The 25,531-nt window shown below is 67.8% G+C and carries 24 protein-coding genes and 1 riboswitch; of the genes, 11 read left to right on the top strand and 13 right to left on the bottom strand.

What is annotated here, in order from left to right:
* Positions 1–34: 34 nt before the first annotated feature.
* Positions 35–841, top strand: a complete 807-nt coding sequence (locus tag ACWEQQ_RS43645; protein WP_452352380.1) for an LLM class flavin-dependent oxidoreductase — start codon at positions 35–37, stop codon at positions 839–841.
* Between the two features lie 17 nt (positions 842–858).
* Here ACWEQQ_RS43645 and ACWEQQ_RS43650 read toward each other — a convergent pair whose 3' ends face one another.
* The gene (locus ACWEQQ_RS43650) at positions 859–1,779 is read right to left on the bottom strand and encodes an SGNH/GDSL hydrolase family protein (protein WP_452352381.1); all 921 of its coding nucleotides are present in this window, start codon (positions 1,777–1,779) and stop codon (positions 859–861) included.
* Between the two features lie 188 nt (positions 1,780–1,967).
* Here ACWEQQ_RS43650 and ACWEQQ_RS43655 point away from each other — a divergent pair, with 188 nt between their 5' ends.
* The 4 genes from ACWEQQ_RS43655 to ACWEQQ_RS43670 are packed head-to-tail and all read left to right on the top strand — an operon-like array spanning position 1,968 to position 4,692.
* Positions 1,968–2,759, top strand: coding sequence for an SDR family NAD(P)-dependent oxidoreductase (locus tag ACWEQQ_RS43655; protein WP_452352382.1), 792 nt, complete (start codon positions 1,968–1,970; stop codon positions 2,757–2,759).
* 21 nt (positions 2,760–2,780) lie between these two features.
* Complete coding sequence (locus ACWEQQ_RS43660; protein WP_452352383.1) at positions 2,781–3,488, top strand: hypothetical protein; 708 nt, start codon at positions 2,781–2,783, stop codon at positions 3,486–3,488.
* A 37-nt stretch (positions 3,489–3,525) separates the two neighbouring features.
* Positions 3,526–4,488 (top strand): sigma-70 family RNA polymerase sigma factor, encoded by a 963-nt coding sequence (locus ACWEQQ_RS43665; protein ID WP_452352384.1) that lies wholly within the window; start codon positions 3,526–3,528, stop codon positions 4,486–4,488.
* Positions 4,489–4,500: 12 nt separating this feature from the next.
* A complete protein-coding gene (locus ACWEQQ_RS43670; RefSeq protein ID WP_452352385.1) occupies positions 4,501–4,692 on the top strand; it encodes a hypothetical protein in 192 nt (63 codons plus the stop codon).
* A 158-nt stretch (positions 4,693–4,850) separates the two neighbouring features.
* Here the strand turns inward: ACWEQQ_RS43670 and ACWEQQ_RS43675 are convergent, their stop codons facing one another.
* Entirely contained in the window at positions 4,851–5,693 is an 843-nt protein-coding gene (locus ACWEQQ_RS43675; protein WP_452352386.1) for an SDR family NAD(P)-dependent oxidoreductase, read from the bottom strand.
* Between the two features lie 46 nt (positions 5,694–5,739).
* Complete coding sequence (locus ACWEQQ_RS43680; RefSeq protein WP_452352387.1) at positions 5,740–6,273, bottom strand: YbhB/YbcL family Raf kinase inhibitor-like protein; 534 nt, start codon at positions 6,271–6,273, stop codon at positions 5,740–5,742.
* Positions 6,274–6,362: 89 nt separating this feature from the next.
* Here ACWEQQ_RS43680 and ACWEQQ_RS43685 point away from each other — a divergent pair, with 89 nt between their 5' ends.
* Positions 6,363–7,046: a GntR family transcriptional regulator gene (locus ACWEQQ_RS43685; RefSeq protein WP_452352388.1), complete on the top strand. Its 684-nt coding sequence runs from the start codon at positions 6,363–6,365 to the stop codon at positions 7,044–7,046.
* A gap of 158 nt (positions 7,047–7,204) precedes the next feature.
* Here the strand turns inward: ACWEQQ_RS43685 and ACWEQQ_RS43690 are convergent, their stop codons facing one another.
* A complete protein-coding gene (locus ACWEQQ_RS43690) occupies positions 7,205–7,387 on the bottom strand; it encodes a hypothetical protein (RefSeq protein ID WP_354839483.1) in 183 nt (60 codons plus the stop codon).
* 18 nt (positions 7,388–7,405) lie between these two features.
* Between ACWEQQ_RS43690 and ACWEQQ_RS43695 the strand changes: the two genes are divergently transcribed.
* Positions 7,406–8,059 (top strand): hypothetical protein, encoded by a 654-nt coding sequence (locus tag ACWEQQ_RS43695; RefSeq protein ID WP_452352389.1) that lies wholly within the window; start codon positions 7,406–7,408, stop codon positions 8,057–8,059.
* 51 nt (positions 8,060–8,110) lie between these two features.
* On the opposite strand, the gene ACWEQQ_RS43700 is transcribed toward ACWEQQ_RS43695, so the two are convergent.
* Positions 8,111–8,719, bottom strand: a complete 609-nt coding sequence (locus ACWEQQ_RS43700) for a TetR/AcrR family transcriptional regulator (RefSeq protein ID WP_452340446.1) — start codon at positions 8,717–8,719, stop codon at positions 8,111–8,113.
* 120 nt (positions 8,720–8,839) lie between these two features.
* Between ACWEQQ_RS43700 and ACWEQQ_RS43705 the strand changes: the two genes are divergently transcribed.
* Both ACWEQQ_RS43705 and ACWEQQ_RS43710 read left to right on the top strand, forming a co-directional pair.
* On the top strand, positions 8,840–9,976 hold the full coding sequence (locus ACWEQQ_RS43705) for a lipase family protein (protein ID WP_452352390.1): 1,137 nt from the start codon (positions 8,840–8,842) through the stop codon (positions 9,974–9,976).
* 107 nt (positions 9,977–10,083) lie between these two features.
* Positions 10,084–10,665 (top strand): hypothetical protein, encoded by a 582-nt coding sequence (locus tag ACWEQQ_RS43710; protein ID WP_452352391.1) that lies wholly within the window; start codon positions 10,084–10,086, stop codon positions 10,663–10,665.
* 258 nt (positions 10,666–10,923) lie between these two features.
* Here ACWEQQ_RS43710 and ACWEQQ_RS43715 read toward each other — a convergent pair whose 3' ends face one another.
* Entirely contained in the window at positions 10,924–11,286 is a 363-nt protein-coding gene (locus ACWEQQ_RS43715; protein WP_452340449.1) for a hypothetical protein, read from the bottom strand.
* Between the two features lie 168 nt (positions 11,287–11,454).
* On the opposite strand from ACWEQQ_RS43715, the gene ACWEQQ_RS43720 reads away from it, so the two are divergent.
* Positions 11,455–12,789, top strand: coding sequence for a DUF2786 domain-containing protein (locus tag ACWEQQ_RS43720; protein ID WP_452352392.1), 1,335 nt, complete (start codon positions 11,455–11,457; stop codon positions 12,787–12,789).
* 73 nt (positions 12,790–12,862) lie between these two features.
* Here the strand turns inward: ACWEQQ_RS43720 and ACWEQQ_RS43725 are convergent, their stop codons facing one another.
* The 7 genes from ACWEQQ_RS43725 to ACWEQQ_RS43755 form a co-directional block, all read right to left on the bottom strand.
* Complete coding sequence (locus ACWEQQ_RS43725) at positions 12,863–14,149, bottom strand: ABC transporter ATP-binding protein (RefSeq protein WP_452352393.1); 1,287 nt, start codon at positions 14,147–14,149, stop codon at positions 12,863–12,865.
* Positions 14,150–14,175: 26 nt separating this feature from the next.
* The gene (locus ACWEQQ_RS43730) at positions 14,176–15,933 is read right to left on the bottom strand and encodes an ABC transporter permease (protein WP_452352394.1); all 1,758 of its coding nucleotides are present in this window, start codon (positions 15,931–15,933) and stop codon (positions 14,176–14,178) included.
* A gap of 36 nt (positions 15,934–15,969) precedes the next feature.
* The gene (locus tag ACWEQQ_RS43735; protein WP_452352395.1) at positions 15,970–16,755 is read right to left on the bottom strand and encodes a hypothetical protein; all 786 of its coding nucleotides are present in this window, start codon (positions 16,753–16,755) and stop codon (positions 15,970–15,972) included.
* A 356-nt stretch (positions 16,756–17,111) separates the two neighbouring features.
* Positions 17,112–17,296: riboswitch (M-box (ykoK) riboswitch) on the bottom strand.
* 79 nt (positions 17,297–17,375) lie between these two features.
* Positions 17,376–18,614, bottom strand: coding sequence for an MFS transporter (locus ACWEQQ_RS43740; RefSeq protein ID WP_452352396.1), 1,239 nt, complete (start codon positions 18,612–18,614; stop codon positions 17,376–17,378).
* An 85-nt stretch (positions 18,615–18,699) separates the two neighbouring features.
* Positions 18,700–22,035 carry an AfsR/SARP family transcriptional regulator gene (locus ACWEQQ_RS43745; protein ID WP_452352397.1) on the bottom strand — a complete coding sequence of 1,112 codons (3,336 nt, stop codon included), beginning with the start codon at positions 22,033–22,035 and terminating at the stop codon, positions 18,700–18,702.
* Positions 22,036–22,099: 64 nt separating this feature from the next.
* A complete protein-coding gene (locus tag ACWEQQ_RS43750) occupies positions 22,100–22,462 on the bottom strand; it encodes a nuclear transport factor 2 family protein (RefSeq protein WP_452340456.1) in 363 nt (120 codons plus the stop codon).
* A gap of 29 nt (positions 22,463–22,491) precedes the next feature.
* Positions 22,492–24,108: an aldehyde dehydrogenase family protein gene (locus tag ACWEQQ_RS43755; protein ID WP_452352398.1), complete on the bottom strand. Its 1,617-nt coding sequence runs from the start codon at positions 24,106–24,108 to the stop codon at positions 22,492–22,494.
* On the opposite strand from ACWEQQ_RS43755, the gene ACWEQQ_RS43760 reads away from it, so the two are divergent.
* Positions 24,107–25,420, top strand: coding sequence for an MFS transporter (locus ACWEQQ_RS43760; RefSeq protein ID WP_452352399.1), 1,314 nt, complete (start codon positions 24,107–24,109; stop codon positions 25,418–25,420). The two genes, ACWEQQ_RS43755 and ACWEQQ_RS43760, sit on opposite strands and share 2 nt — an antisense overlap.
* Positions 25,421–25,531 lie beyond the last annotated feature (111 nt).

Below are 25,531 nucleotides of genomic sequence, written 5' to 3' on the forward strand. Positions count from 1 at the left end.
TCCTCTGGATAGATCGAGAGACAGGAGTCCAGATATGACGAGACCCTTTCGATTCGGGGTCGTTGCCCCGCTCAGAACCGACCTTCCGGCGTGGCGAGATCGTGTGCGCCGCATCGCCGACAGCGGGTACTCGACGCTGCTGGTGCCCGACTTTCCGAAGATGCAACCCGCGCCGGGTCCCATGCTGGCCACCGTCGCGGCCCTGACCGACCTGCGCGTGGGGACCTGGGTGTACGCCTCTCCGCTACGCCCGGCCTGGCTGACGGCGTGGGAAGCGCACTCGCTGTCGCTGTTGACCGAGGGGCGCTTCGAGATGGGCATCGGCACCGGCAGACCGGGAATCGAGGACGAACTCCGCGACAAGGGAATGCCCGCCGTACCGCCGCCTTTCGAGCGGCTGGCCCAGGTCCATGAGACGGTCCAGAGGCTGCGGGATCTCGACGGCCCTGAACGTCATACGCCCGTGGCGATGGCCGTTCTCGGTCCGAAGGCCCGGGCGTTGGCGGCCGAGGTCGCGGACACGGTCACCTTCGTGCTCGGGGATCAGCCTCGGGGCGAAGTCGAGCGGCTGGCACGCGACTTCCGCACCACCAGCGACGCCGAGCTCGCGCTCGCCGTACCGGTTATCGGCGATACTGTCGCGCCGCACATGGCGCCCCCCGACACCGACACTGCCGCGCTTCGCGCGGCGGACGCCATGACCGTGCTTCCGGATGACCCGGCCGCCGCCGCCGAGGAAATCCAGCGGCGACGGGAGGAGATCGGCTTCTCCTATTTCGTCTTCGGCGCCGACTTCGCCGACAGGTTCGCTCCGGTCGTCGCCGAGCTCACCGGACGTTAGTTGCCGGAACAGGTATTTCAGCCTCGAGCGATCCACTGTTGCATGGCGGCTGCGACCATCGAGTCGCCGTGCGCGCTGGGGTGCCAGGGGAACCCGAGCGGTTCGGTGTGCGGGTCGAACGCTCCGTCCACCCAGGGATCCGCAGTGCAGGCGCCGTGCCCGGCGGTCACCGCTCGGGTGTCGAGGAAGTTCACGTTCAGAATGCCGGCGGCCTCGCGCTGGGCCGTGTCGATCCGGTCCAGGAACCCGGTGACTGCGCCGGCTCGGGGCTGGACCACGTCGACGCCGAGGATGCTCGCGCAGGCGGAATCCTGTCCGGGAGAGTGTATTTCCGGGTATCCCACGAAAACGATCCGCGCGTTCGGGGCGTAGTAGCGGATGTAATCCACCGCTTGCCGGACTCGATCGGCATATGCCTGACCGGTGACGGTGTCGAGGTCGGGGGCGCGGCCTTCCGCTGCGGCTTCCGGACCGCAACCATCGATCAGGTCGGTCAGGCACGTGAAGGCACGGGACAAGGCGACCGGGTTGTCGGCTCCCCAGGCGTCGTTCATGCCGAGCTGAATCGTCACGGTCCGGGTGCGCGGTCCGAACGCGCTATCGGACATGGCCCGTTTCACCTGGTGCACCAGGGTCCAGCCCGAGGTGTCGATCGTGCCGCCCTGGCACGAGGTGTCCTCGACGTCGTCCGGTGACAAGCCGATACGCTGCGTCAACTGCGTCGGCCATGATGTGGGCACGTGCTTGCAGCCGGGATCCCCGCCTGCGTTCAGCAGGTCGAGGATTTCCCCGTTGGCGGAGAAGGAATCGCCGATCACCACAAGGGTTTTGCCGCCGGGAGTCTCCGCCGTGGTCGGCGGCGCCATCGCGGCGAGCACCGCTGCGGTGCCGCAGACCGTGGACGCTGCAAGCAACCGCAACCGAGCCGAACTCTTCAAGCTGTGTACCTCTTATCGATCCGTTGCGAAAACATGCGAAGCGCGACCGCTTCAGATTCGAACGCCTACTGTAGCGGCGCGCCGGTGGCGCCGCCGATCGATCGCGAATCCGGCGAAGATCCGACCGAGCCCACTCAGCCGATGACTTTTACGCTGCGATCGCCTCTGTATGAGTAGGAGGTAGGAAAATGTTGCTGGAAAACAAGAACGTGGTTGTCTACGGCGCAGGCGGAGCGGTCGGCAGCGCGGTTGCCCGCGGATTCGCCGACGCAGGCGCCAGGGTCTTTTTGACCGGGCGAAATCCCGACATCGTCAACGCCGTCGCGAAGGAAATCTCCGCCGCCGGCGGAGCCGTCGAGACCGCTGTGGTCGACGCCCGGGACGAGAAATCCGTCACCGCACACCTCGACGCCGTCGTCGCTGAGGTCGGTGGCATCGACGTGTCGTTCAACGCGATCGGAATCTCACCGCAGGGACTGCAGGGAATCCCGCTCACCGACCTATCGGTCGACAATTTCATGCGACCCATCACGACATACGCCCAGGCTCACTTCGTGACCGCGAAGTCCGCTGCACGGCACATGATTCCCCGAGGATCGGGAGTGATCATGATGCACACACCCGAACCCGCCCGCGTGCCCCTGCCCCTGGTCGGCGGCATGAGCGTCGGCTGGGCGGCGATGGAAGCCCTCAACCGCGCGCTGTCGGCCGAATGGGCCCAGCACGGCGTCCGCTCGATCTGCCTGCGCACCACGGGCATGGTCGAGACACCGGTCATCGACGCCGTTTTCGGGCTGCACGCCGACGCGCTGGGCATCCCCAAAGACCAATTCACCACCGCCGTCAGCGCGATGACCCACCGCAAACGCCCGACCACACTGGCCGAACTCACGGCTGTCGCGGTGTTCCTCGCCTCCGACCGAGCATCCGCGATGACCGGAACCGTCGCCAACCTGACCGGCGGAATCATCGTCGACTGACCACCACGGAGGAGCAAGGCAATGAACGATCTACTCGCGAGCGCGGTTGCCGCGCACGGTGGTTCGGACCGATGGAATCGGATCCGGGCGATCCGCGTCGACGCCGCCATCACCGGGGCCTTCTGGCAGGTCAAGGGAAAAGGCGATGCGCTGAGGGCCGTCCGCTTCGAGGTGGACACCACGCGGGAACGACTGACCATGGACTTCGCCGGTCGAGACCGACGGTCGCTCTTCGAGCCCGACCGAGTCGTCCTGCAGCAACGCGACGGCACGGTGGTCGACGCGCGCGACGATCCGGAGCGGTCGTTCGACGGCCACCAGTTCCAAACGCCGTGGGACGACCTGCATCTCGCGTACTTCACCGGGGAAGCACTGTGGACGTACTTGAATACGCCGTTCCTGTTCACGTGGCCGGGGTTCGTCTGCGAAGAGATCGCGGCCATCGAGGCCGATGGTGAAATATGGCGGCGACTACACGTGACCTTCCCCGACCACATCAAGAGCCACACCCGTGAACAAGTCTTCTGCTTCGGCCCGGACGGGCTGCTACGCCGCCACGACTTCGCCATCGACATCGTCGACCCCGCCACCGAGTCACACCTTTACGCCGCCGACTACCGCGACATCGACGGCATCATCATCCCGGCCACCCGACGGGCCTACACCACCGTGGGCGACGACCGGATCGTCCTGGTCGCCATCGACATGGCCGACATCACCGTTGGTTGATCACGATGAACAACACCCACAGCAGGATCGGCGGATCATGCACACAATGACCGAAACCACGACCGGCAACGAGGACTTCGGACGGCTGAGCGAACCGTTCCGACGCGAGCTGCTCGCCTACTGCTACCGCATGCTCGGTTCGGTCGACGACGCGGAAGAAGTGGTGCAAGACGTCTTTCTCGACGCCTGGCGGGCCTACGACGGGTTCGAGGGCCGATCGTCGTTGCGTACCTGGCTCTACCGCATCGCGACCCGGGCGTGTTTCAAAGCGCTGGAAAAAAGCAGACGCAGGCCGCTGCCCGCCGATCTCGGCGACCCCGAGACACATCTGGAGGCCCGGCTGATCGAGCGAAGCCCGGAGGTGTCGTGGCTCCAGCCGATACCCGACTTCCTGTTCACCGCCACACCGACCGACCCGGCGACCGTCGTGGTGCAACGACAGACCATGCGGCTCGCCCTGATGGGGGCGCTCCAACAGCTACCACCGCGACAACGAGCCGTGCTGATCCTGCGTGATGTGCTGCAATGGCGGACCGCCGAGGTCGCGCAACTGCTGGAGATGACAGCGGCGGCCGTCAACAGCGCGCTGCAGCGAGCGCGAGCCCAGGTTCCGGTCAGCGAGGACGGTCTGACCGAACCGGCCGAACCACGGCAGCGCGCCCTGCTCGACCGATACGTCACCGCATTCGAAACCGCGGACGTCGATCAACTCGTCGCGGTTTTGACCGAAGACGCACGATGGGAAATGCCGCCGATCGCAACCTGGTTCGAAGGCCGAGACACTATCCTCGCCTTCCTGGCCAGACAGATGCGGATGATCGGTCCGGCCGAACTGGTCGCCACCTCCGCCAATGGACAGCCCGCCTTCGCGGTGTACGCCCGCGGCCACGACGGTGCGCAGCATCCGCATGCACTGCACGTATTGACAATCACTGCCGAAGGCGTCAGCAGGATCGTCGCCTTCCACGGCTCCGGGCTGTTTCCGCTGTTCGGACTCTGACCAGGTAACGGCATGTCCGAACAGGAAAACATCGCCCAGCAAAACGCCGAGCTGCGCGCACAGCTGCGGCTGTTCTGCCAACTCATGCTCGGTTCAGCGGACGCCGCCGACTGCATGATTCAGCAGATCTACCAAGAGAATTGGCCATCGGAACGCCTTCAAATGTTCCGTATTGCCGCCGCCCGCTGCGGGATCCGCCGATAGGCTCACGACGGATCGGCGTTGTGGTGGATGCTTTTCGAACCACCCCCCAAGGAACCAGACAGCTCCGGCATACAGGCCGCTCAGACGGCACGTTCGATGCGTACTCGGGAGTGGTGGGCCGGTTGGTCCTGCATCGCGCGACCTACCGGCCCACCACCTCAGCCCAGCGCCGAAATGACTGCGGCGTCGCTGATTTCGACTAGACGGCGACGCGCCTTCGGGTCGAGGGCTTGTGCGTGCGGATGGGTCTGCCTGGTGCCGTTGAAATAGCGGCCTGTCGTCTGTGACAGGTCCGGATCGCAGATCAGGCGGAGGGTCGCGGCCGCGCCTTCGTCGATGGTGCTGATCGGTGTGATGCCGGATTCCAGCACCATGGTGGTCGCCATGAGGGTGGCCGGGTGCAGGGTGTTCACGGTGACACCGGTTCCGTCGAGATCTTCGGCGTACTCGATGGTCGCCATGATCATCGCCAGCTTGGCGCGGCAGTAGGCGGTGTACACGTCGTAGCCGTGCTCGGGGGTCGGATCGTCGAGGTTGATCTCCTGCTGGCCAGCGGAGGCCACGTTCACCACCCGCGCCGGTGTCGATGCCTGCAGCAGCGGAAGCAAGCGCCGGGTCAGCCGATACGGGGCCAGATGGTTGACCGCCCACAGTAATTCGTTGCCGTCGGCGCTGAGTTCGCGTCTTCCGTCCGGCCGGCCGCCGGTGCCGGCATTGTTCACCAGCACATCCAATCGTGAAGTGCGGGCGATGATCTCGTCGGCCAGCCGGTCCACCTCTGCGAGTCGTGACAGGTCGGCCAGGATGATCCGCGGAGCGTGTCCGCTCGCGGCTGTCACCTCGGCTGCGACCGCAGCGGCCCGATCAGGGTTGCGGCCGTGCAGGATCAGCCGGGCACCCGCTGCGCCGAGCCGCACCGCGAGTTCGCGGCCGAGTCCGTCCGTCGCGCCCGTGATCAGCACAGTGCGATCAGCGATGCGGTCAATATCTTTGTCGCTCATAACCTTTCCTTGCCGTACCGACCTCGTCAGGATGCTCGAGCGGAATTCACGGCAGTGTCTCCGCCGTGGCGACGAGCGTCGCTCGGCCCAGAATGTGGCCGGCGATGGTGAACCCGAGCAGAGCCGGGGTGGAGTCGGCGGCGATGCCGATGTCGTCGACATCCAGCGCGTGCACGGTGACGAAATAGCGGTGCTCACCGTGCCCCGCCGGCGGTGCCGCACCGATGTATCGAGGTAGGCGCGCGTCGTTCGGCAATTGGAAGGAGCCGGTCGGCAACCCGCTGCCCGCGTCGTCTCCGGCGCCCTCGGGAAGGCTCGTGGTCGTGGCCGGGATGTTGGCGACAGCCCAGTGCCAGAAGCCGGAGCCGGTGGGGGCGTCGGGGTCGTACACGGTCACGGCGTAACTCTTGGTGCCCGCCGGGGCGCTACTCCAACTCAGTTGCGGGGAAACGTCTTTGCCGCCGGAGGCGCCGGAGGACCACTGTGCGGGCTGCCAGGCGGCGCCGTCGCTCACCGTGGTGCTGGTGACCGTGAACGAGGCTGCCTCGGGGAGCCGGGCGAAGGGATTGTTTGCGCTCATCGTGTCGTGCCTTTCGAGTCGTGCCGGACAAGCAAGATCGACGATATCAGAAATAATCGATTATTTTGAAGATCGTCTATCATCGGACCATGACCAAGGCAGCCAACACCCCGACCTCACCGGAGAAGCAGATGCTGTCCGAGCAGATCTACGCACGCCTGCGACACGCGATCATGCGCGGCGAGTACGCGCCCGGTGACGCGCTCAAGCCGCAGGATCTGGCCAAGCAACACGGTGTGAGCCTGGCTGTGGTGCGCGAGGCGCTGGTGCGGCTGGTCGGTGAGGGCCTGGCCGAACGGCTGACCAATCGCGGCTTCGCGGTCCCGGCCTTTTCCGATCGCCGCTGGCAGCAGATCGGCGAGGCCCGGCGGACCATCGAGCCGGTCCTGCTCCGCATGTCGATCGAACGTGGTGACGTCGACTGGGAGGGCGATGTCCGGGCCGCCCACCACCGCTTGGCGCGCACACCGGCATTCACCCCGGAGGACGGCGAGTACTACAGCGAGGCCTGGGCCGAGGCCCATCGGGTGTTCCATCGCACCCTTTTGGCAGGGTGCGGCAACCCGGTGCTGCTGGAGACCTTCGACCGGATGTGGGTCGCGAGCGAGCTGGCTCGCCGCTGGTCGACACACCGCAACCCCGACCGCGACGGCATCGACGAACATCGCCGATTGGAGGAGGCGGCGCTGGCCCGTGACCCGGACACCGCCGCCGACCTACTGACCCGACACCTCACCCTGACGACGGCCGCACTGGCACAACAAGAAGGCTGACACCGCGGCAGAATGTTCCAGTCCCAGAACGCTGTCCGAGTTCTCCCGACCGATATCCAGGCCGGTCCAGCGCCCGGCATTCGGCAGCGCACGGCGTACCGCGGCGAGCCGGCTATGACGGTCGAAGCCGGTGTGGGTGAACGCTTTCGGGGTCCGGATCAGCGTTTGCCGTCGCCGACGGGCTCGATGGGTCCGGGTTGATCGCCGAGTCGGGCGTGTAGCCGATCTCGGATCTGGTCCGGGGTGTAGGCGCGGCGTTTGCGTTCGGACCGCACGATGACCACACCGGTCGCCGCGACACCCGCGGCCCCTGCCAAGCCGAGCACCTTCCACCAGCGCATGCGCCTAGGCTAGTCGCCGTGCCACGTGAAGCGCTCTCGAGTATCGGTTTGGATGGCGCGGTCGAGCTCACGCGGACCGGCGATCTGTGGCTGTTCCGCGGGCATACCGGTGCCGACCGCGCGATCCGGGGGCTGACCAACAGCCCGGTCAACCATGTCGGCATGGCGGTTGTCATCGATGACCTCCCGGCCCTGATCTGGCACGCCGAGCTCGGCCGGGCACTGCCGGACGTCTGGTCGGGCAACCACCATCGCGGTGCACAGCTGCACGACCTGCGGGCCGCAATCATGCGCTGGGCCAACGATTACGGCCAGCAAGCGTGGATTCGCCAGCTGGATCGGCCGGTTACCCGCGAGATGGAAGATGCCGCGCTGCGGATGGTCGCGCGGCTGGACGGCATGCCCTTTCCCTCGACCAGCGCGCTCGCGGGGCGGTGGTTACGGGGCCGGGTACCGCTGCCGAAACGATCGGGAACGCTCGAAACCGACGCCGGTCTGGAGAACGCGTACTGCGCGGAAATCGTCGCTATGACCTATCAGGCCATGGGTCTGCTGCCGGAGAAGCGTCCGAACTGGTATGACCCGGGCAGGTTTTGGAGTGGCGACAATCTGCGTTTGGCCGGCGGCTATCACCTCGGCGGGGAAATCACGGTGCACGTTCCCGCACGCTGACGCGCCGGCATCACCTACCGCATCCCCGGACGGCCTCGATGTGTCCGGTCCTCATGGCCTGCCGAGTGCCCAGCTGAACAACAACGCCAGGTCGTCGCGGTCCGCTCGGGTCGGTGCGGCGTCGGGGAAAGCCACCATGGGCAGTCGCAGTCCGTCGAGTGCCGCGCAGAGGACCTTCGCGGCCGATATCGGTTGCGCGGCACCGGCTTCCGTCAAAGCCGCGGCGACCAGGTCGCGGGTGTCGGTGTTCCACTGAACCACCAGTGGGGCCAGATCGGGCTGCCGGACGACCTCGAGGTACAGGCTGAATACCGACATTATGCGACGGTCGGGGGCGGTGCTCACCTGTAGCCACCGCTCGGCCAGTTCGGTGGGCGAGGCGGTGCGCAGATCGAAGTCGCGGCGCAGTTCATCGAGAATCGCCCGGGTGGAGGCGATGTCGCGGCGCACCGCTTCGGCGCAGGTCGAATACACCAGATCCGCTCGTGTGGGGAAATGGTAGGTGATCGACGCCAGCGAAACCCCCGCGGCCGCGGCCAGCGCCCGTGTCGTCAGCGCGGGCAGGCCGTCGCGTGAGACCAGGTCGAGTGCGGCATCGAGGACGAGCTGATATCGCTGCTGACCCCGGGCACGTCGGCCGTCGGTATATCCGGTTGTCACCGTCACCTCCTCGGGTTCATCTTGCCGGATGCTCACTGGGCAAATCTCAAGAAAACTAGTCGTACGAACGTCTTGTAAGTTACGGTGTCCGAACTCTCAAAGATCGACCCGAGGTGATCCATGACACCACCATCGCTGTGCCGAGGTTTGGCGGCAGTCGCCGCGCTGGCAGCACTCACGACTATGGCCACCGCGCACAGCGCGGCCGCCGATGTGCCTGCGGGCACCGTCACCGACCGGAGCCCGGCGGTGTCGGCGTTCGGGGTCGCGGGGGCGGCGACGGTCGATCGCATCACGTACTGGACCCGAGACTCCTCGGACCGTCCGGCGCTGTCCAGCGCTCTGGTCTTCCTGCCGCAGGGGACTCCGCCGCCGGGCGGCCGACCGGTGGTGGCCTGGGACCACGGCACGATGGGTGTCGCCGGGAAATGCGCACCGTCCACCATGGGGCTGGCCGACGACCACTACCCGGAGTTGTTCTCGCGCTGGCTCGCCGACGGCTATGCCGTCGTGGCCACCGACTACATCGGACTGGGCACCCCCGGCCCGCACGCCTATCTCGACGGTCACGCCGAGGCCAACGCCACCGTGGATTCGGTTCGCGCCGCCCGGACGGTCGAGCCGGGACTCTCGACACGCTGGGCGGTCGTCGGGCATTCCCAGGGCGGGCAGGCGGCCATGTTCACCGCCATCGACGCCACCCGCTACGCCCCCGAACTGGACTATCGCGGTGGCGCCGCCTACGCGCCCGGTGCGAGCGCCGTCGACTTGATGACCCTGCTCGGTCGGCCCGGTCTACCGAAAGTGCTGCCCCCGGACATGAATGCGTATGCCGCCTACGCGCTGCTCGGGCTCCAGGCCGCCCGGCCCGACTTCGATCTCGACGCCTACCTCACCCCGTTCGGCCGGGACATCATCGAGAGCGCCCAGCGGCTGTGTCTGGACGATCTCATCGCCGAGACAGCCGATGTGAACGTCTCCGATATGCTGGCCCGCCCGCTGGACGAGGGCGATTTCCCGGTACTCGCGCATCCGGTGATGGACATCCCCACATCCGGCTACGACCGCCCGCTGTTCATCGCACAGGGAGCCGTGGACGTCGACGTTCCCGCGCCCATGGTGTGGAACCTGGAAGCCCAGCTCGTCGGGCAGGGCACCCGAGTCGAGATGCGCAATTATCCCGGCGACGACCACGAAAGCCTGCTCACTACCGCCGCACCCGACGTCGACGGCTTCCTCGCGCAACTGCTGCGCTGACCCGGACAAATCCCCTGGGGGACCTCCGATGAGCCGTCGGTCCTTCGGCCACCCCGTCCATGTCGGCGAATGAGTCGACCAATCCATCTGCCCACCAAGGAGATTCAGTGAACACCCGCACCCGCATCGTCGTCGCCTCCGCATTGACCGCGACCTTGATGACACTCACCATCGAAGTGGCCACGGCCGCCCCCTCGCCCGTCGCCCCGGCCACCGGCACAGCCACGGACGCGGCCGCCCTGAGCGCCGATTCCCCCAGCAGCGCCGGGACGTCCACGCCGCCGGCAACGGCAGATCTGCCAGTTGCGGATCTGGCGAATGACGCTGCGGCGCAGCTACTTTCTCCGTCCGCATCGGGCGCCGTCCCGGTCGCCGCGGCCGCGGGGACCGACCCACAGGCCGACATCGCCGATGCACTGAACCAGGCCGGTAACGAGTTCATGCTGGCCGCGACCGTGGGCACCATGGCCGGTGGCGTGGTCGGGCTCGTGGGCGGCTGTGTCGTCGGCGCGATCGTCGGCGCGATCGGTGGCTGCATTCCCGGCCTGGGGATCGGCGCGGCGGTGGGCCCGATCATCGGCGGCGTGGTCGCCGGGGTCCCCGCCGGTATCGCGGCACTGGTGCAGGCGTACAACACCCTGCACGCTGCCGGTGACATCAGCGCCCCGCTCGCGGCTCCGATCAGCTGACGTTGGACCACCGGTCACTGCGGCAATGTGCCGACGCCGCAGTGGCCGGGAAATCAACTGCCCGAGATCATCTCGGTGTTCCGGGTGACCAGCGCCCTGAAAGACGCGCGAATCTACTGGCGTAGAACCTGATTCGCGCCCAACTCCCCGAGCACCGAAGGCAAGTCCCCGATACCGTGGCGCCGATCCCACGAGGGGTAGTGCGGCAATCGGTATCGGGGACGAGTGACGCGTCGGCTGTCACGCCATGACGGTCGCCTAGGGGTTGTAGATTTCCACGAAAGCGTTGGTGGCGACGGCGAAGACGCCGGGTCCGGTGCCGGTGCAGGCCGCCGTAATACGGTCACCCGACGGGGTGAAGGGGTAGCTGAGCACCTTGTAGGGGCCGACGGCGTACAGCGGGAACGGCCCGCTGGCGTAGAGGCCGACGCAGTCGAGGTGAAGTACGTAGTTGGATCCACCGTCGGGCCGGCAGACTGCCGACGCGTCGAACACCCCCTTCGTCACGGTGCAGTCCTGCGGCGCGGCCTGCGCGGTACCCGACCCGACGACGGCCGCGAAACCCAAACCCGAAATGCCCGCGATCGCAACCCGTCCGGCGACACTCAACGACCTTTTCATGAAGACCCTTCCGATTGGCGTTGTGTTGTTCGTCGTAGCCGAGCCCAGCTTTGTTTCCATTCTGAAGTTTTTGGCCGTGTCCGGCCCGCATCGCGGGAACGGTACAGCGGTGAAATACGGTCGGGGTCGTGACAGGTCGTGGCAGTTCGAGGGTCGGTGGAGTCGATCATGGGTAAGCCGAATCGGAAGCATCGGGCAGCCAAGCAGCGGGCGCGATACGGCGGAGCCGACGTTCCGGGCATGCCCGGTGGGGCCGAGGGGCGGCCGCCGACCGCTGCGGAGATCGGCAATGCGATCCTGGCGGCCGCCATGGAATCGGCCCAGCGTGGGGCGCGGGCAGGATCAGTACAGCATGATCCGGTTGTCGTGTTCGCCGGCCGGCTCGCCGCTGACGACCCGCTCCTTCACGAGGTGGAGCGGGGTGTGCACCTGGCGGAGCAGCACCTCATGACGCGAGCCTTCCGGAATGGCTGGTTGCCGGCGGACATTCAGCAGGCGGCGCGACGGCGGGTCGACGACTTCGCCGTCAGCTTTCTGATCGACACCATGGCGGACTCTGTGCGGCCCTTCGCGCCTGCGACCGTCGACGAAACCTGGCTTGCTCAGCTCGGTGAATTGGCGGCGGACGTCTGGTGGTCGGATTCTTCGCCGCATTTCGGCCAGTGGGCGGCGAAGCACATGCTGACCACCGCCGAAGCGCTCATCACCGTCATCGAGGCCCTCGGACTGCTGATCCTGCTGCCGAAACTGGAACTCATCAGGCCCCTGCCCGGTACCGCACGTCCGACGGCCGCGGTACCCCATCATGTCGACGAGAAGGTGCTCGGCCGCGTTCGCGGGCTGCTCGCCAAGGCGGAGTCCACGTCCTTCCCCGAAGAGGCCGAGGCCCTGTCGGCCAAGGCCCAGGAGCTGATGACCAAGTACGCGCTCGATCGGGTGCTCGTCGACGCCGACACCGCCGTCCCGGATCTGCCAGGGGCACGGCGAATGTGGCTGGATACACCGTACACCGACGCGAAGGCCCTTTTGATCGACGTCGTCGCCAAGGCCAATCGATGCCGCGCCGTCTTTTCCTCGGCATGGGATTTCATGACCATCGTCGGCGACGACGCGGACCTCGACGCGGTGGAGTTGTTGTCCACCTCGCTGCTCGTACAGGCCACCAGGGCGATGATCGCGAACGGCGACAAAGCCTCCCGAAGCGACAAAGCCTCCCGAAGCGACGAGGCGCGCAGCCGGACGTTCCGGAAGTCGTTCCTCGTCGCCTATGCCACCCGTATCGGGGAGCGCCTGGACGCGGCCACCGCGGCCACCATCGCGGAATCGGCTGAGCCGGAACGACTGCTGCCGGTCCTGGCCTCACACCAGATCGCAGTCGACGCGGCTTTCGACACCTTGTTTCCACAAGCCCGGAACCGCGGGATCACAATCCGCAGCGCCGCAGGCTGGGACGCCGGCCGAGTAGCCGCCGACCGCGCCCGCCTCGACCCGCGACAGTCATGACGACCAGTGGCCCGGGTGCGGGCCAGGCACGAAGGCGAGCGCCGTGCCCGGCCTCGCTGCAACTGCGGACGCCTCAGACATCGTCCGGATGCCGGGTGAGTAGCCGCTCGGCGGCGTCGTACTCGTAGAGTTCGGCATAGCGTCCCCAGTCGATGGCGATCCGCAGTTGTCGCCGCGCGGCGTCCTCGGTGAAGCCCCGCCGTAGCAGGTCGAGGAAGAAGCCGTCGCGCAGCCGCTGGTTGCGCGCACTGATCAGGGCGTGGTCGATCGCCGCGACCAGGGGCGCATGGGCTCGCGCCAGCCGCGCGAAAATGGCCTTGGCACTGTCGATATCGGCCTCGGCGAACAGGGCGCCGTCGACGGTGAGTTCGATATCCCCGTCGGCGGTGGTGGCCAGCCCCAGCATGGTGGCGGCGTCGACCACCGGCATCAGATCGTCGATCTCGAAGCGCAACCCGCCGGCCAGATCCGGCAGGTCGGCCCGCCCGCCTTGGGCGGCAACGAAATCCAGCATGCCGCCGATTCCGTCCACCCCGGCATCGGGCAGCGGCCGGGTGGTGGGTGTGGGTGTGATGCTCGGCCAGCCGCCATCGAAGGTGGCGTCGGTGAGCATCCGATAGGCCTGGTCCACCAGCGCCTGGAACCCCGCGCCGCGCGGGTCGCGCGGCCGCGGGAGCCGCACCTGGATCTCGCCCTTGATTCGCCCGGGATTGTTGTCCAGCACCAGGATTCGGTCGGCCAGCTGCACGGCCTCCTCGATGTTGTGGGTGACCATCAGCATGGTCTTGGTCGGGAAGGCGGTCTCCGCCCACAGGCGCATGAGCTCGCCGCGCAGGTTCTCGGCGGTCAAGACGTCCAGCGCCGAGAACGGTTCGTCCATGAGCAGCACCTCCGGCTGCACCACCAGGGCGCGGGCGAATCCCACTCGCTGGCGCATACCGCCGGAAAGCTCCTTGGGATAGGCGTTCTCGAAGCCGTCCAGGCCGATCATGTCGATGGCGTCGGTGACCCTCTCGCCGCGCTCCCAGGCCGAAATCCCTTGGGCGCGAAGGCCGAGTTCGACGTTCTGCCGCACGGTCAGCCACGGCAGCAACGCGAAGGTCTGGAACACCATGGCGGTATCGGCATTCGGCTCGGTGATCTCGGTCTGCCGGATGCGTGCGGACCCCGCAGAGGGGAGCATCAGGCCCGCGATGATCCGCAGCAGCGTGGACTTGCCGGAGCCGGATTTGCCCAGCAGCGCGACGATTTCCCCCTCCTGCAGCTCGAGGCAGACATCCGAGAGAACCGGCAGCTGCTCGCCGGAGGGGTTGGTGAAGTTCTTGGTGACACGATCGACGGTGATGATGGGGGCCGACACGGTGTGTCCTCCTTTCGAAAAGTGTTTCAGCTCAGCGAGAATCGCTGTTCGGCGGTGCGCTGCAGGCGCCGCCACAGCAGGCGGTTGATGGTCACCGTGACCACGCTCATCACCACGGTGCCGAGCAGCACCTTGGCGAAGACGTCGTCGGTGGTGGCATTGGTGATGTACGCGCCCAGGCCGTAGGCCTCCATATGGGTGTTCCCGGCCTCCACGACCTCGCCGACCAGCGTGGCGTTCCACGCGCCGCCGAACGCGGTGATCGCGCCGACCACGTAGCCGGGGAAGATCGCGGGCAGTATCAACGACTTCCAGCGCTGCCATCCGTGCACGCCGAGATCGTCCATGGCCTCGCGCAGGTCCGTCGGGATCTGCCCGGCCGCCGCGATCACATTGAACAGCACGTACCACTGCGCACCCAGCGCCATCAGCGCGATGCCGCCGATATTCAGTGAGATGCCGGTGTAGGTGAGCGCCGCGATGACGAAGATGAACAAGAACTGGGCCGGGAAACTGGCCAGCACCTGCACCACCGGTTGAGCGAACCGGCAGATGCGCGGATTCATCCCGATCCACACGCCGACCGGCACCCACACGATGGTGGAGACCACCAGCAGCACTATCACGCGGCCGAGGCTGGCCAGCCCCAGCAGCGAGGTCGGCCCGAATTCGGCCAGGCCCACGGTTCTGTCGAAGTAGGAGGCGAGTGCCCAGGTGCCCCAGGCGAGCGCGGCGAAGAGCAGTCCGAAGAAGAGCACATCGCCGATGCGGCTGCCCGCACGCTCGTCGTAGGCGGAACGGGTGCTGCGCCCGAAGACCCGCATGAGGCGATCGACCCGCTCACCGACCGGCCGTAGCACCCGAGCCAGCCGACCCGGCACCGTGCTGTGCCGCAGCAGGTCGAGCACCAGACTCCGTGGGGCCTGCGCACTTTCGGTGTGCTCCACCCGGAATCGCTCCGACCACGCCGTGAGCGGCCGCCAGAACACCACGTTCACCAAGACGATGGTGAGCACCATGACCAGCGCACCCATAATGAGATTGCCGACCTCGGCCTCGGAGGTGGCCGCCGCGATGAAGCTACCCATGCCGGGCAGCGCCTCGTCCCGGCCGGATACCGTGATGACCTCCGAGGCCGCGAGCATGAACCACGCGCCGCCGAAGCTCATCATGCCGTTCCAGATCATCGGCACCATGGCCGTCGGCACCTCCAGCTGCCACAGCCGCTGCCAGCGGGTGAGCCGCATCATGCGGGCCGCATCATCCAGCTCCCGGGGCATATTGCGCAACGCCTGGTAGTAGGCGAAGGTCATGTTCCAGGCCTGCGCGGTGAAGATAGCGAAGATACACGCCGCCTCCGCGCCCAGATACGAGCCGTGGAACATGCCCACGAACGCGGTGACCGTGATCGAGACCAGGGCCAGCACCGGCACCGACTGCAGCACGTCGAGCGCCGGGATGAACACCTTCTCGGCCCGCCGCGAGCGCGCCGCCCACTGGCCGACGATCAATGTGAAGAGGATGGACGCCACCAGGCCGATGAACATGCGCAGCGTGGTGCGGGCCGCGTAATAGGGCAGGTTCGCGGGATCGGTTGATACGGACTCGGTTCCGGTATCCGGCGTCCAGGGCACCGACATGTCCCGAAACAGCCGCAGCACCACCAGGATCAGCAGCACGCCCGCGCCGATGATCAGGTAGTCCACCGCCCGGAGCCGGCCGCGCGCCCGCGGCGCCTCGGGAGTCATCTTGGGGCGGTCGGGAATTGCCAATTCAAGAGTCATTGCTGTTCACCTCGCTCCGAGCGGCGTCGTCGCAACTCAGTTGGTCGATTCGGCGGCGGCCGCGGGCGGTGCGGTCATGACGTTGAAGGCGTGTACGGCCGAGGCCAGCACCGCCGGTGCGCCGACGAGCAGGTTGAAAACCACGACGCCCATTCCGGCCCCGACCACCGCGCCCTCCAGGCAGCCGGTGACGGCGCCGGGAATCGCCAACGTGCCCAACGTCAATGCGCCGACCGCGAGACCCTGGCCCGCGCCCAGCAGGACGCAGCCCAGCGGCGCTCCGATGACCGCACCCAGCAGCGTGCCCACCGCCAGGGCCACGGTGAGCTCGTTGTTGACATTCTGGAAGACGGTATTCATCCGATCCTCGAAGCTGTCGGGATCGGCAATCGGCTGTGCCGCAGGGCCTTCGGCTTGCGCCTCCGCGGCGGCGTGCAGCTCCGCGGCGATGCGTCGTTCCTCGGTGCTGACCGGTCGGGCCCGATCCGGGCGCGGGGTGAGGGTGGCGCTGTCGCCGTCGATGCGGGCGTCGATCGGGTACGTCGTGTCCTGCTTCGTGATGGTCAGCGGGATCGCCCCCACCACCACGCCCTGCGGGTCGAGGATCTGCAGCTGGTCGGTGGTGGTTCGGAGCGTGCCGAGGTCGGTGCGCAGCACCACCGATCGGTCCACGATTCGGGCGTCGCCGGACACGGCCTGAGCTGTCACAGCGTCGGCGAGCCGGGCGTCCGGTCCGGGTGCCGCGGCCGAAGCGGCGGCAGGGGCGACCAGTCCGGCGGTGGTCATCGCCGCGGTGGCGAATGCGAACAAGCGAATTCTCATCGGGATGTTTCCCCTCGGGATACTGCTGCCCGCATCGGATTCCGGGCAGCATCGAATACCGTCGGGCACGGTGGTGCCGACGGGTCGGATAGATATGCGAATCTCCGAATTCATTCGTAAAATGTGCATGCGAATAGTCCGGTGCCGCGCGGGCGGCATCGTGATATCGGAGAATTGCGTGCGTCGAGATATCGACGCGGTGTTGGTGTGGTGGCTAGCGGCCCGGACCGAGGCGGAGGGGCCGACCCGGAGATCCCGGGTCATCATCGGGTGCCATCGTGCTACCCGACCTCCTCACTGGTAGAACGCGATTCGTCAACGCACGGGGGGAGGTCGCCCGGAACTCTCGGGGCGGACGCACACCCCTCTCGTCAGAGTTTTGGCACTGCACGACGTGTTCCGAACCGGAGTGTTCCGAATCGGAAAGCCACTTTGGATTACCCCTTGATCCGGAGAAATCTGTCCTAACCTTGGGCGTCTCTCGACGTCGTCAGATCAGTGGCCTGTGTTCGTGCAGGAGCCTCGCCTATCGAGGTGCAACAGGGAACCTAGTTAAAGACTCGTTAAAAGTCAAAACGGCGCCGGATTCGGCGGTCCGGCGGCTCCGACGATCACCATTCTCATTCTTCGACTGTGGCCGACGCCGCTGATAGGGCACCGGCACGCCGCGTCAGCTGCCGCCCGCCGATCATGACCGCGGCGATGGCGGTCACGCCGAGCAACGCGCCCGTGACGAGGACGCCGGTCACCGATGTGCAGCTGACGATCACGCCGCCGGTGAGCGCACCGAGGGCGACGGCCAGGTTGTACATGGCGGTATTGAGGGCGGTCGCCGCCTCGGGATGGTCGGGGGCGGCCTGCAGGATCCAGGTCTGCACGCCGACCGGAATCGCGCCGAATGCCGTGCCCCACACCAGCAGTGCCACGATGCCGCTGACCGGTGTGGTCGCGATGAGCGGGAAGAGTGCGAGTGTCACTGCCAGCAGGGCGGCGGCGGCGACCAGGGCGCGCCGCGGGTCGCGGCCGGCGGCGGCGCCGCCCGCGAAGGTTCCGGCCACGCCCGCCAAGCCGAAGGCCAGCTGTGCGGGCCCGATTGCCCCGGCGCCCAGACCGGAGATGTCCTGCAGCATGGGCCGGACGAAAGTGAATGCCGCCCAATGCCCGCCCACCAGAAGGAAGGTGGCGATGACGCCGGCGCGGACGGCCGGTGTGCGCAACTGCCGCGCCAGGGCGCGGGGGCGGACCACCTCGGTGGCGGGCAGGGGCGGCAGCAGCAGCCGCAGTGCGAGGGCGACCACCGCGCCGAATCCGGCCAGTGCGGCGAAGGCGACGCGCCAGCCGCTCAGATTGCCGATCAGCGTCGCGGCCGGCACGCCCAGCACGTTGGCCGCTGTCGCACCGCCGAACGCGAGCGATATCGCTCGTGGAATATGGTGCGCGGGAACCAGTCTGACCGCGCACGAGGCGGCCAGGGCCCAGAAGCCGCCGATGGCGATGCCGGCGACGGCACGTGCGGCGAGCAGGATCGCGAAGTCCGGTGCCAGCGCCGAGACCGCTGTCGCGGCCAGCATCAGCCCGATCAGCCCGAGCAGGACCGTACGCCGGTCCGATCTTCCGATCGTGACGGGCAGGGTGGTCGCGGCCGCCGCGGCCATGAGTCCGGGCAGCGTGATCGTCAATGCGACCGCGCCGGGAGAGACGTCGAAGGTGTGACCGATGGGGGTGAGCAGGCCGACCGGCATGGCCTCTACGGTGACCATCGCGAAGGTGGCGGTGGATACCGCCGCGACGGCGAGCCAATTGCGGATCGGGGTTCCGGCGCCGGTGGATTCGTGGGTGGAAGCGATGGGGGCTGCCATTACTTCCACCCGCTCGTGTCGGAGGAGGAGGTGGTGTTCGCCATGTTCGCAAACACTTCCGGGCAGCGCTGATGCGACGCTGGCGTCAGCTGACAGCGCGCTGGTACAGCGCCTGCTCGAAGAGGACGTCGACCTGGTCGCAGGGGGTGCGCCGCCCTTCGCTGAGGACGGAGAGGAATCGGTGCTGCCCCAGCGCTTTCCGGGCGAGGGTGCACGCCTGCCGTACGTCGGGACCGGGATTGCCGTTCGTGAGGCGACCGTCCACTCGGTCGATGGCTCCCAGCAGGCGCGCGGCCGGTTCGGGTGCGCCGATGGCGAGGGCGGCCAGCGCACAGCCGACGGCGACGACGGGGAGCAGTCGTGGTGCGGCGGTGGCGGCGAGGTCGCGGGCTATCTCCAGTTGCCTTGTCGCGGTGCCGATTCGGCCCGTTCTGACCAGTGCGATCGCGTAGTGTGTGCGCCCCAGGATCTCGTCGGTGGCCAATGCCGCGGCCGGACTGCAGTCGGCACCGCGCAGCGGACCGTCGTCGCCGAACAATCGACCGTACAGCTCGATCGCCGTGCCCGGTTCGCCTTGCCGCAGTGCCAGATCGGCCTCGGCAATGCGGAGCCACTGCGCCGTTCCATCGGGCACCTGGGTATCCACCCACCTCCGGGCGGACGCCAGGTAGGCGGCGCCGCCGTCCACATCGTTCTCCCGCAGATGCAACTGCGCGGCGCGGCGCAGCACGCCCACGACCTCCTCGGCCCCCAGGCCCGGGGTCAGCAGTTCGGCGGCCCGGGCGATGAGGGGAGCACCCGCGGCGAGCCCCGCGGATTCGATCCGGTGGTGGGCCAGGTGCAGCAGCGCCCGGCTCACCCCGCGCGGCTCGCCCAGTCTCTCCAGAATGCTGATGGCCGCTTCGAGGTCGGCCACGCATCGCTCGAACGACTCTGTGTCACCGCCGATTTCGTCCAGCGCCCGCAGCACCAGCGCATTGCCGCGCAACCAGGCGTCCTCGGCGGCCAGGCACTGGTTCAGCAGGTCGCCGGCACCACGGTGCCGGTCGCGAAGCGCCAGCAGCAGCACGAAGATCGGATGCGGCGGCCGGGACTCGCCCATGGCGGTCCGCACCAGTTCATCGAATTCACCCGAGCAATCGGGTATTTGGCCCCACCACAACGGCTCGTGGTACGCGGGCAACTGGTGGGCGTAGCGGACGGCGAGAAAGTCCGCGGCGCGGCCCGGCGGCGGAGCCGCACCGAACAACGCCAGCACCCGCGGTTGCCAGGCCAGGGCCTCGCCACGGAGCCCGCACAGCAGCCAATGCCAGATCAGGCCGCCGTACAGACCGACCGCACACTCGCCGTCCCCGGTGCGCACCGCCCATTCCAAAGCGGCCAGGCAGTTGGCGTGTTCGATGGTGAGCAGGCGCGTCGCCTGCTGCTGCCGCGCATCGAGCAGCCGTGGTGCCGCGTCCCGTACGAGAGCGAGGAAATGGCCGGCGTGGGCGTCCGCCAGTCGCCGGCTCTCGCCGGCCGCGTCCAATTCCGATGCGGCGTAGGCGCGAATCGTTTCCACCATCCGGTATCGCGCGCCGTCGAACTCGACCAGGGACTTGGCGACCAGCGCCGTCACAGTATCCGCGGTGTCCTCGCCGTCGCACACCGCGAGGATGGCGTCGAGCGTGGCGCCGTCGGCGAAGACGGCCAGCCTGCGCGCCAATTCGACCTCTGCACCGGTGAGCAGGTTCCAGCTCCAGGACACCACGGCATGCAGTGTGCGGTGCCGGGCTGATCCGTTGCGGCCGAGCGAGTCCAAGAGGCGGAAGCGGTGGGGCAGCCGGTCGGCCAGATGACGTACCGGCAGGGCGTGCAGGCGGGCGGCGGCGAGTTCGATCGCCAGCGGCAGCCCGTCGAGGCAGCACACGATGGACACGATATCGGCGCATTCGGCGTCGGCCAGCCGGAAGTCCGGTCGCACCGCGCGGGCGCGGTCCACGAATAGCTGGACGGCGGCGGATTCGGCGGCGATCTCCACCGATGCACCGGGCTCCGGCACCGCCAAAGCCATTACCGGGTATAACTTTTCGCCGTCGATGCCGAGCGGCTCACGACTGGTGGCCAGCACGGTCAGCAGGGGGAAGTGGCACAGCAGGAACGCGGCCAGCTCGGCGGCCGCGTCGATCACATGCTCACAGTTGTCCAGGATCACCAGCATTCGGCGCTGCCCCACGGATCGGTGCAGCACCGCGCGCCAGTCGGCGTCGTCGCTGGATCCGCCGAGGCCCAGGGCGGACAGCAGAACGGCCGGAACCGCAGTCGGCGTCGGCGCGTCGTCTTCGCGCTGGGGTGCGATGCCCGCGAGGTCGGCGAAAACGCAGCCGTCGGGCCAATCCGACTGGATCGCAGCGAGTTCCGTCGCCAGCCGGGTCTTCCCGACGCCGCCCGTACCGGTCAGGGTCACCAGCGCGGAGTCGCGGAGCATCCGGGTGAGCTGGTCGAGATCGCGTTCCCGATCGACGAAGCTGGTCCAGCGTCGCGGCACTCCCCGCCCCCACACGAGGGGCGCTCCCGCTGATGACTCCGGCGATCCGACGGCGGATTCCGGCACAGATGGCGCCGAATCCGGTTGTATCAGTTGCGAATCCAGCTCAATTTGCCTCGGTCCAGCCGGCATCGGATGTGGCGGGTGGTCCGACTCGGCGGCCGCACCCGCGTCGATGGAGGTCAGTGCCGCCTGCAACGCCGGGCCGGGTTCGGCGCCGAGTTCACGGCGCACCAACTCGGCCGTGTGCCGGTAGATGTCGAAGGCCTCCGATTTCCGGCCCGCAGCGGCGAGTGCTGTGATGCGCCGGGCGGCAAGGGTTTCCCGGAAGGGGTGCGCCGTGCAGTGGTGAGCCAGTTCGGGCAGGGTCTCACCGGCCCGGCCGAGCGTGAGCAGGAGGTCGGCGCGGAGCTCGATCGCCGCCAGTCGCCGCTCGGTCAGCTCGGTGACCGTCGAGCGCATGTCCGCCGAGTCGACCACGCCGGCGAGCGCGTCCGAACGCCACTGTGCCAGAGCCAGATCCACCGTGCGGACGGCAGGCTCTGTCCGCCCGGCCGATCCTAACCGCCGAGCCTCACCGAGCAGCCGGTCGAATCGGCACGCGTCGACCGCGTCCGGTTCGACCGCCAGTAGATAGCCCGTTCCGTCCTTCACCACGCGATGGGAGCCGACTGCCGCGCGTAATCGGCTCACCAGGGCCTGGAGCGCATTCTCGACGCGCGCCGGCGGATCCCTGTCCCAGATCCCGTCGGTCAGCAGCCCGGTCGGAACCGTCGTCCCGGCGCGAAGTGCGAGCAGCGCCAGCAAGGTTCGCAACCGTGGCCCGACGATCGCGAACTCGCGCCCATCGGCCGCGACCACCGAGACCGGGCCGAGCACCCTCACCTGCACCACGTGACACCTCCACCTGACCTCCCGCCCATGATCACTGGAATCCGCGGCCGCTGTCGAACGGAATTCACACAACGGGATGGCCGCCGACGACACTGGCGGGCACCCGTTCTCGGACCTGCCAGTGTTCGACGATCAGGTCACCCTGGATGCGGAAGACATCCACGACCATCGTGCCGCGATCCCCCGGTCCGGTCGTGAAGAGGCTGTGCGCGAACACCAGATCTCCGGTGGCGGCGATCCGGCGCAGATCGAACCGGGCGTGCGGGAACCGCTGCCGCACACCGCTGATCAGCTCGATCAATGCCCGGCGGCCGTCGGGCAGGCTCGGACCGTGCTCGACCAGCTCGTCGGCGACGAAGCGATCGGCCAGATCGGCACGGCCCCGATTCCACAGCACTTCGAGGTAGTCGACGACGAGTGCGGTCATCTCGCTGCGGCCGTGCGATGGTCGAGCGATCAAGCGCCCGTCTCGATCATGACGGTCTTCTGCTCGGTGTAGGCCTCCAGCGCGGTGCGCCCGCCCTCCCGGCCCAACCCCGAGGTCTTGTACCCGCCGATCGGCGCATTGGGCATGAAGGTGTAGCCGTTGATGCCGACCGCTCCGGCGCGGATGCGGCGGGCCAGCCGGAAAGCGCGCCCGACGTCGGCGGTGTAAATGCCTGCGGCGAGGCCGTATTCGGTGTCGTTGGCGATACGGACCGCCTCGTCCTCGTCGGCGAACGGGATGACGGCCAGCACCGGCCCGAAGATCTCCTCCTGCGCCAGCCGGATGCCGTTGTCGACCTGGGTGAAGATGGTCGGGTTCAGATAGTTGCCGGCGCTCAGCGCGTCGCTCGGCCGATCGCCGCCGAGCAGCAGATGCGCCCCCTCGGCGGTGCCGGACTCGATGTAGTCCAGCACCTTCACCAGTTGCTGCTTGTTGATCAGTGGCGACGCGTTCGTGGCCGGGTCGAACGGGTCGCCGTACCGTACCGATGCCGCGATCTCCCGTGCACCGTCGAGGAATTCGTCATAGCAGTCGACGTGCACGAGGGCCCGGGTCTGGGCGGTGCACTGCTGTCCGGACATGCCCAGCGCGATCATGCGCATCACCGTCCTCCCGGCCTCGCGGACGTCCGCGTCGGGGAAGACCAGGCTGGGGCTCTTACCGCCGAGTTCCAGGGTGACGCGTTTGATGTCCTGCCCGCTGGCCTCGAGAATGCGTCCGCCGACCCGGCGACTGCCCGTGAAACTGATCTTGTCGACGCCGGGATGGGTGATCAGCGCCTCGCCCGACGTGGCCCCGACGCCGGTGACGAGATTGAAAACGCCGGGCGGCAAATCCAATTGATCGATCAGTTCGGTGATCGCGAGGCTACTGAGGCTCGCGTATTCGGAGGGTTTGAGCACGACCGTGCAGCCGGCGGCCAGCGCGGGCGCGACCTTGTTGGCCAGCTGCAGCACCGGCGCGTTCCAGGGCACGATGGCCCCGACCACGCCGACCGGCTCACGGAAACTCAGGTACTGCAGGTCACTTCGCTCGGTGTACTGCGGATAGGTCTCCCCGCCGAGCTTGTCGATCCAGCCGAGGTGGTGATCGAACACGTCCCCGGCGACCTCGGCCGAGAGCCGGTACTGAGTGGTGAAAGAGATCGGCATGCCGTTCTCGAGCGTCTGGATCCTGCTCAGCCGTGGTGCGGCCGCGCGCAGCAATCGCACCAGGGGTTCGAGGATCGCCTTGCGCTCCTTGGCCCGCAGCCGCGGCCACGGGCCCTCGTCGAAGGCTCGCCGCGCCGCGCTGACGGCCCGATCGACATCGGCGGCCGAAGCGTCGGCAATGGTGGTGACCTCCTCGTTGGTCGAGGGGCTCAGGTGCTGCCAGCGTGCATCGGAATCGGAATCGACCCACCGGCCGCCGATGTAGAGCCGCCACGGGGCGATCTCGAGAGCATCCCGGTGCGGAAGAACGGAAAAGTCGAGTTGGCCGACATTGTCGATATTCGTCATGTCGACCACACTCACCGGCCCCGCGGACACGGGACTGGCACGCGGCGACAGTCCGGTATCAGTGGCCGCGATCAGGCTTGCGGACATGGTGGACAAAATGATCCGGCCCGGCCCGGGGATGCCTGCCCGTGCCGCGAGCTATCGACTTCCGCGCATGGCGGCGTTCTGGCTACTGGTGGCCGCACTGGCCCTGATGCTGTTCGCTTCCTCGGCGCCGTCGCCGCTGTATCCCGTCTATCAGCAGCAGTGGCACTACTCCTCGCTGGTATCGACGGGCGTGTACGCGATCAATGTCCTTGCCCTGCTCGCCACTCTGCTGGTGGCAGGGTCGCTGTCCGACCACATCGGACGCCGGCCGGTGCTGTTCGCCGCCGCGGTGACGGCGCTGGCCGGGACGCTGATCTTCGCCGAGGCGCAGTCGGTGGCATGGCTTTTCGTGGCGCGCGGCGTTCAGGGCATCGCGGCCGGGCTGTCCACCGGAGCGATCAGCGCGGCATTGATCGATCTGCAGCCGCCGGGTTCACGGCTGGGCGTCCTGATGTCCAGCGTGGCCGCCGGAGCCGGATCGGCCGCGGGCGCGATGGCCTGCGGACTGCTGGTGACCTACGCTCCGGCACCCACCCACCTGGTGTTCTGGCTACTGGCGGCTGCCTATCTGGTGCTGATCGCGGGCGTCACGATGATGCCCGAGACGGCCGCGCCGGACGGTCGTGCGCTGGACTCACTGATTCCGAAAGTCTCGGTGCCGCAATCGGTCCGGTCGGTCTTCCGGACGCTGCTGCCGTCCATCGTCGCCACCTGGGCGCTGGGCGGGCTGTATCTGTCGCTCGGTGGGGCGCTCATGCGCGCGCAGTTCCATCTGAACAGCCCGCTGGCCGGCGGGCTGGTGATCGTCGCGCTGCAAGGCGCCTCGCTCACCGCCGCCGTCTTCACCCGCAACTGGACCATCGAGCGGGCACTGGGCCGAGGCCCGGCCTTCCTGGTCACGGGTGTCGTGATCGCCTTGACCGGCGTCGCGACGCATGAGGTGTGGCTGTTCCTCGTCGGCAGCAGTATCGCCGGACTCGGCACCGGACCGACCTTCACCGGCATCCTGCGGATGCTCACCGGGCTGACCGAGGCCGATCGGCGAGCCGAGGTGATCACGGCGACCTATGTGGCGGCGTACCTCGCGTTCAGCCTGCCCGCCGTCCTCGCCGGACTCTGCCTGAGCCGATTCGACCTGTCCGCCACGGCCTTCGGCTACGGCGTGATCGTGCTCGTCCTCGAACTCATCGCCGTGCTCAGCAGCGCCCGGCACCGGGGCGCACTGAGCACCCTCACCGGCGCCCCGCCCTGTCCGGCGCCGTGCCCCGGCACCGTCGCGGCGAACCCGCGCGTCGTCGCCGCGCACGCCTGACCACGACCCATCACGAAAGGACTCTCAATGACCGTGTCAAGCGGCGGTAGCGGCGGGAGTCGGTGTGTCGAAGCTGAATTCGCGCCGATCTCGCAACAGTGCCCACAAAAC

The organism is Nocardia sp. NPDC004123, assembly GCF_053603795.1.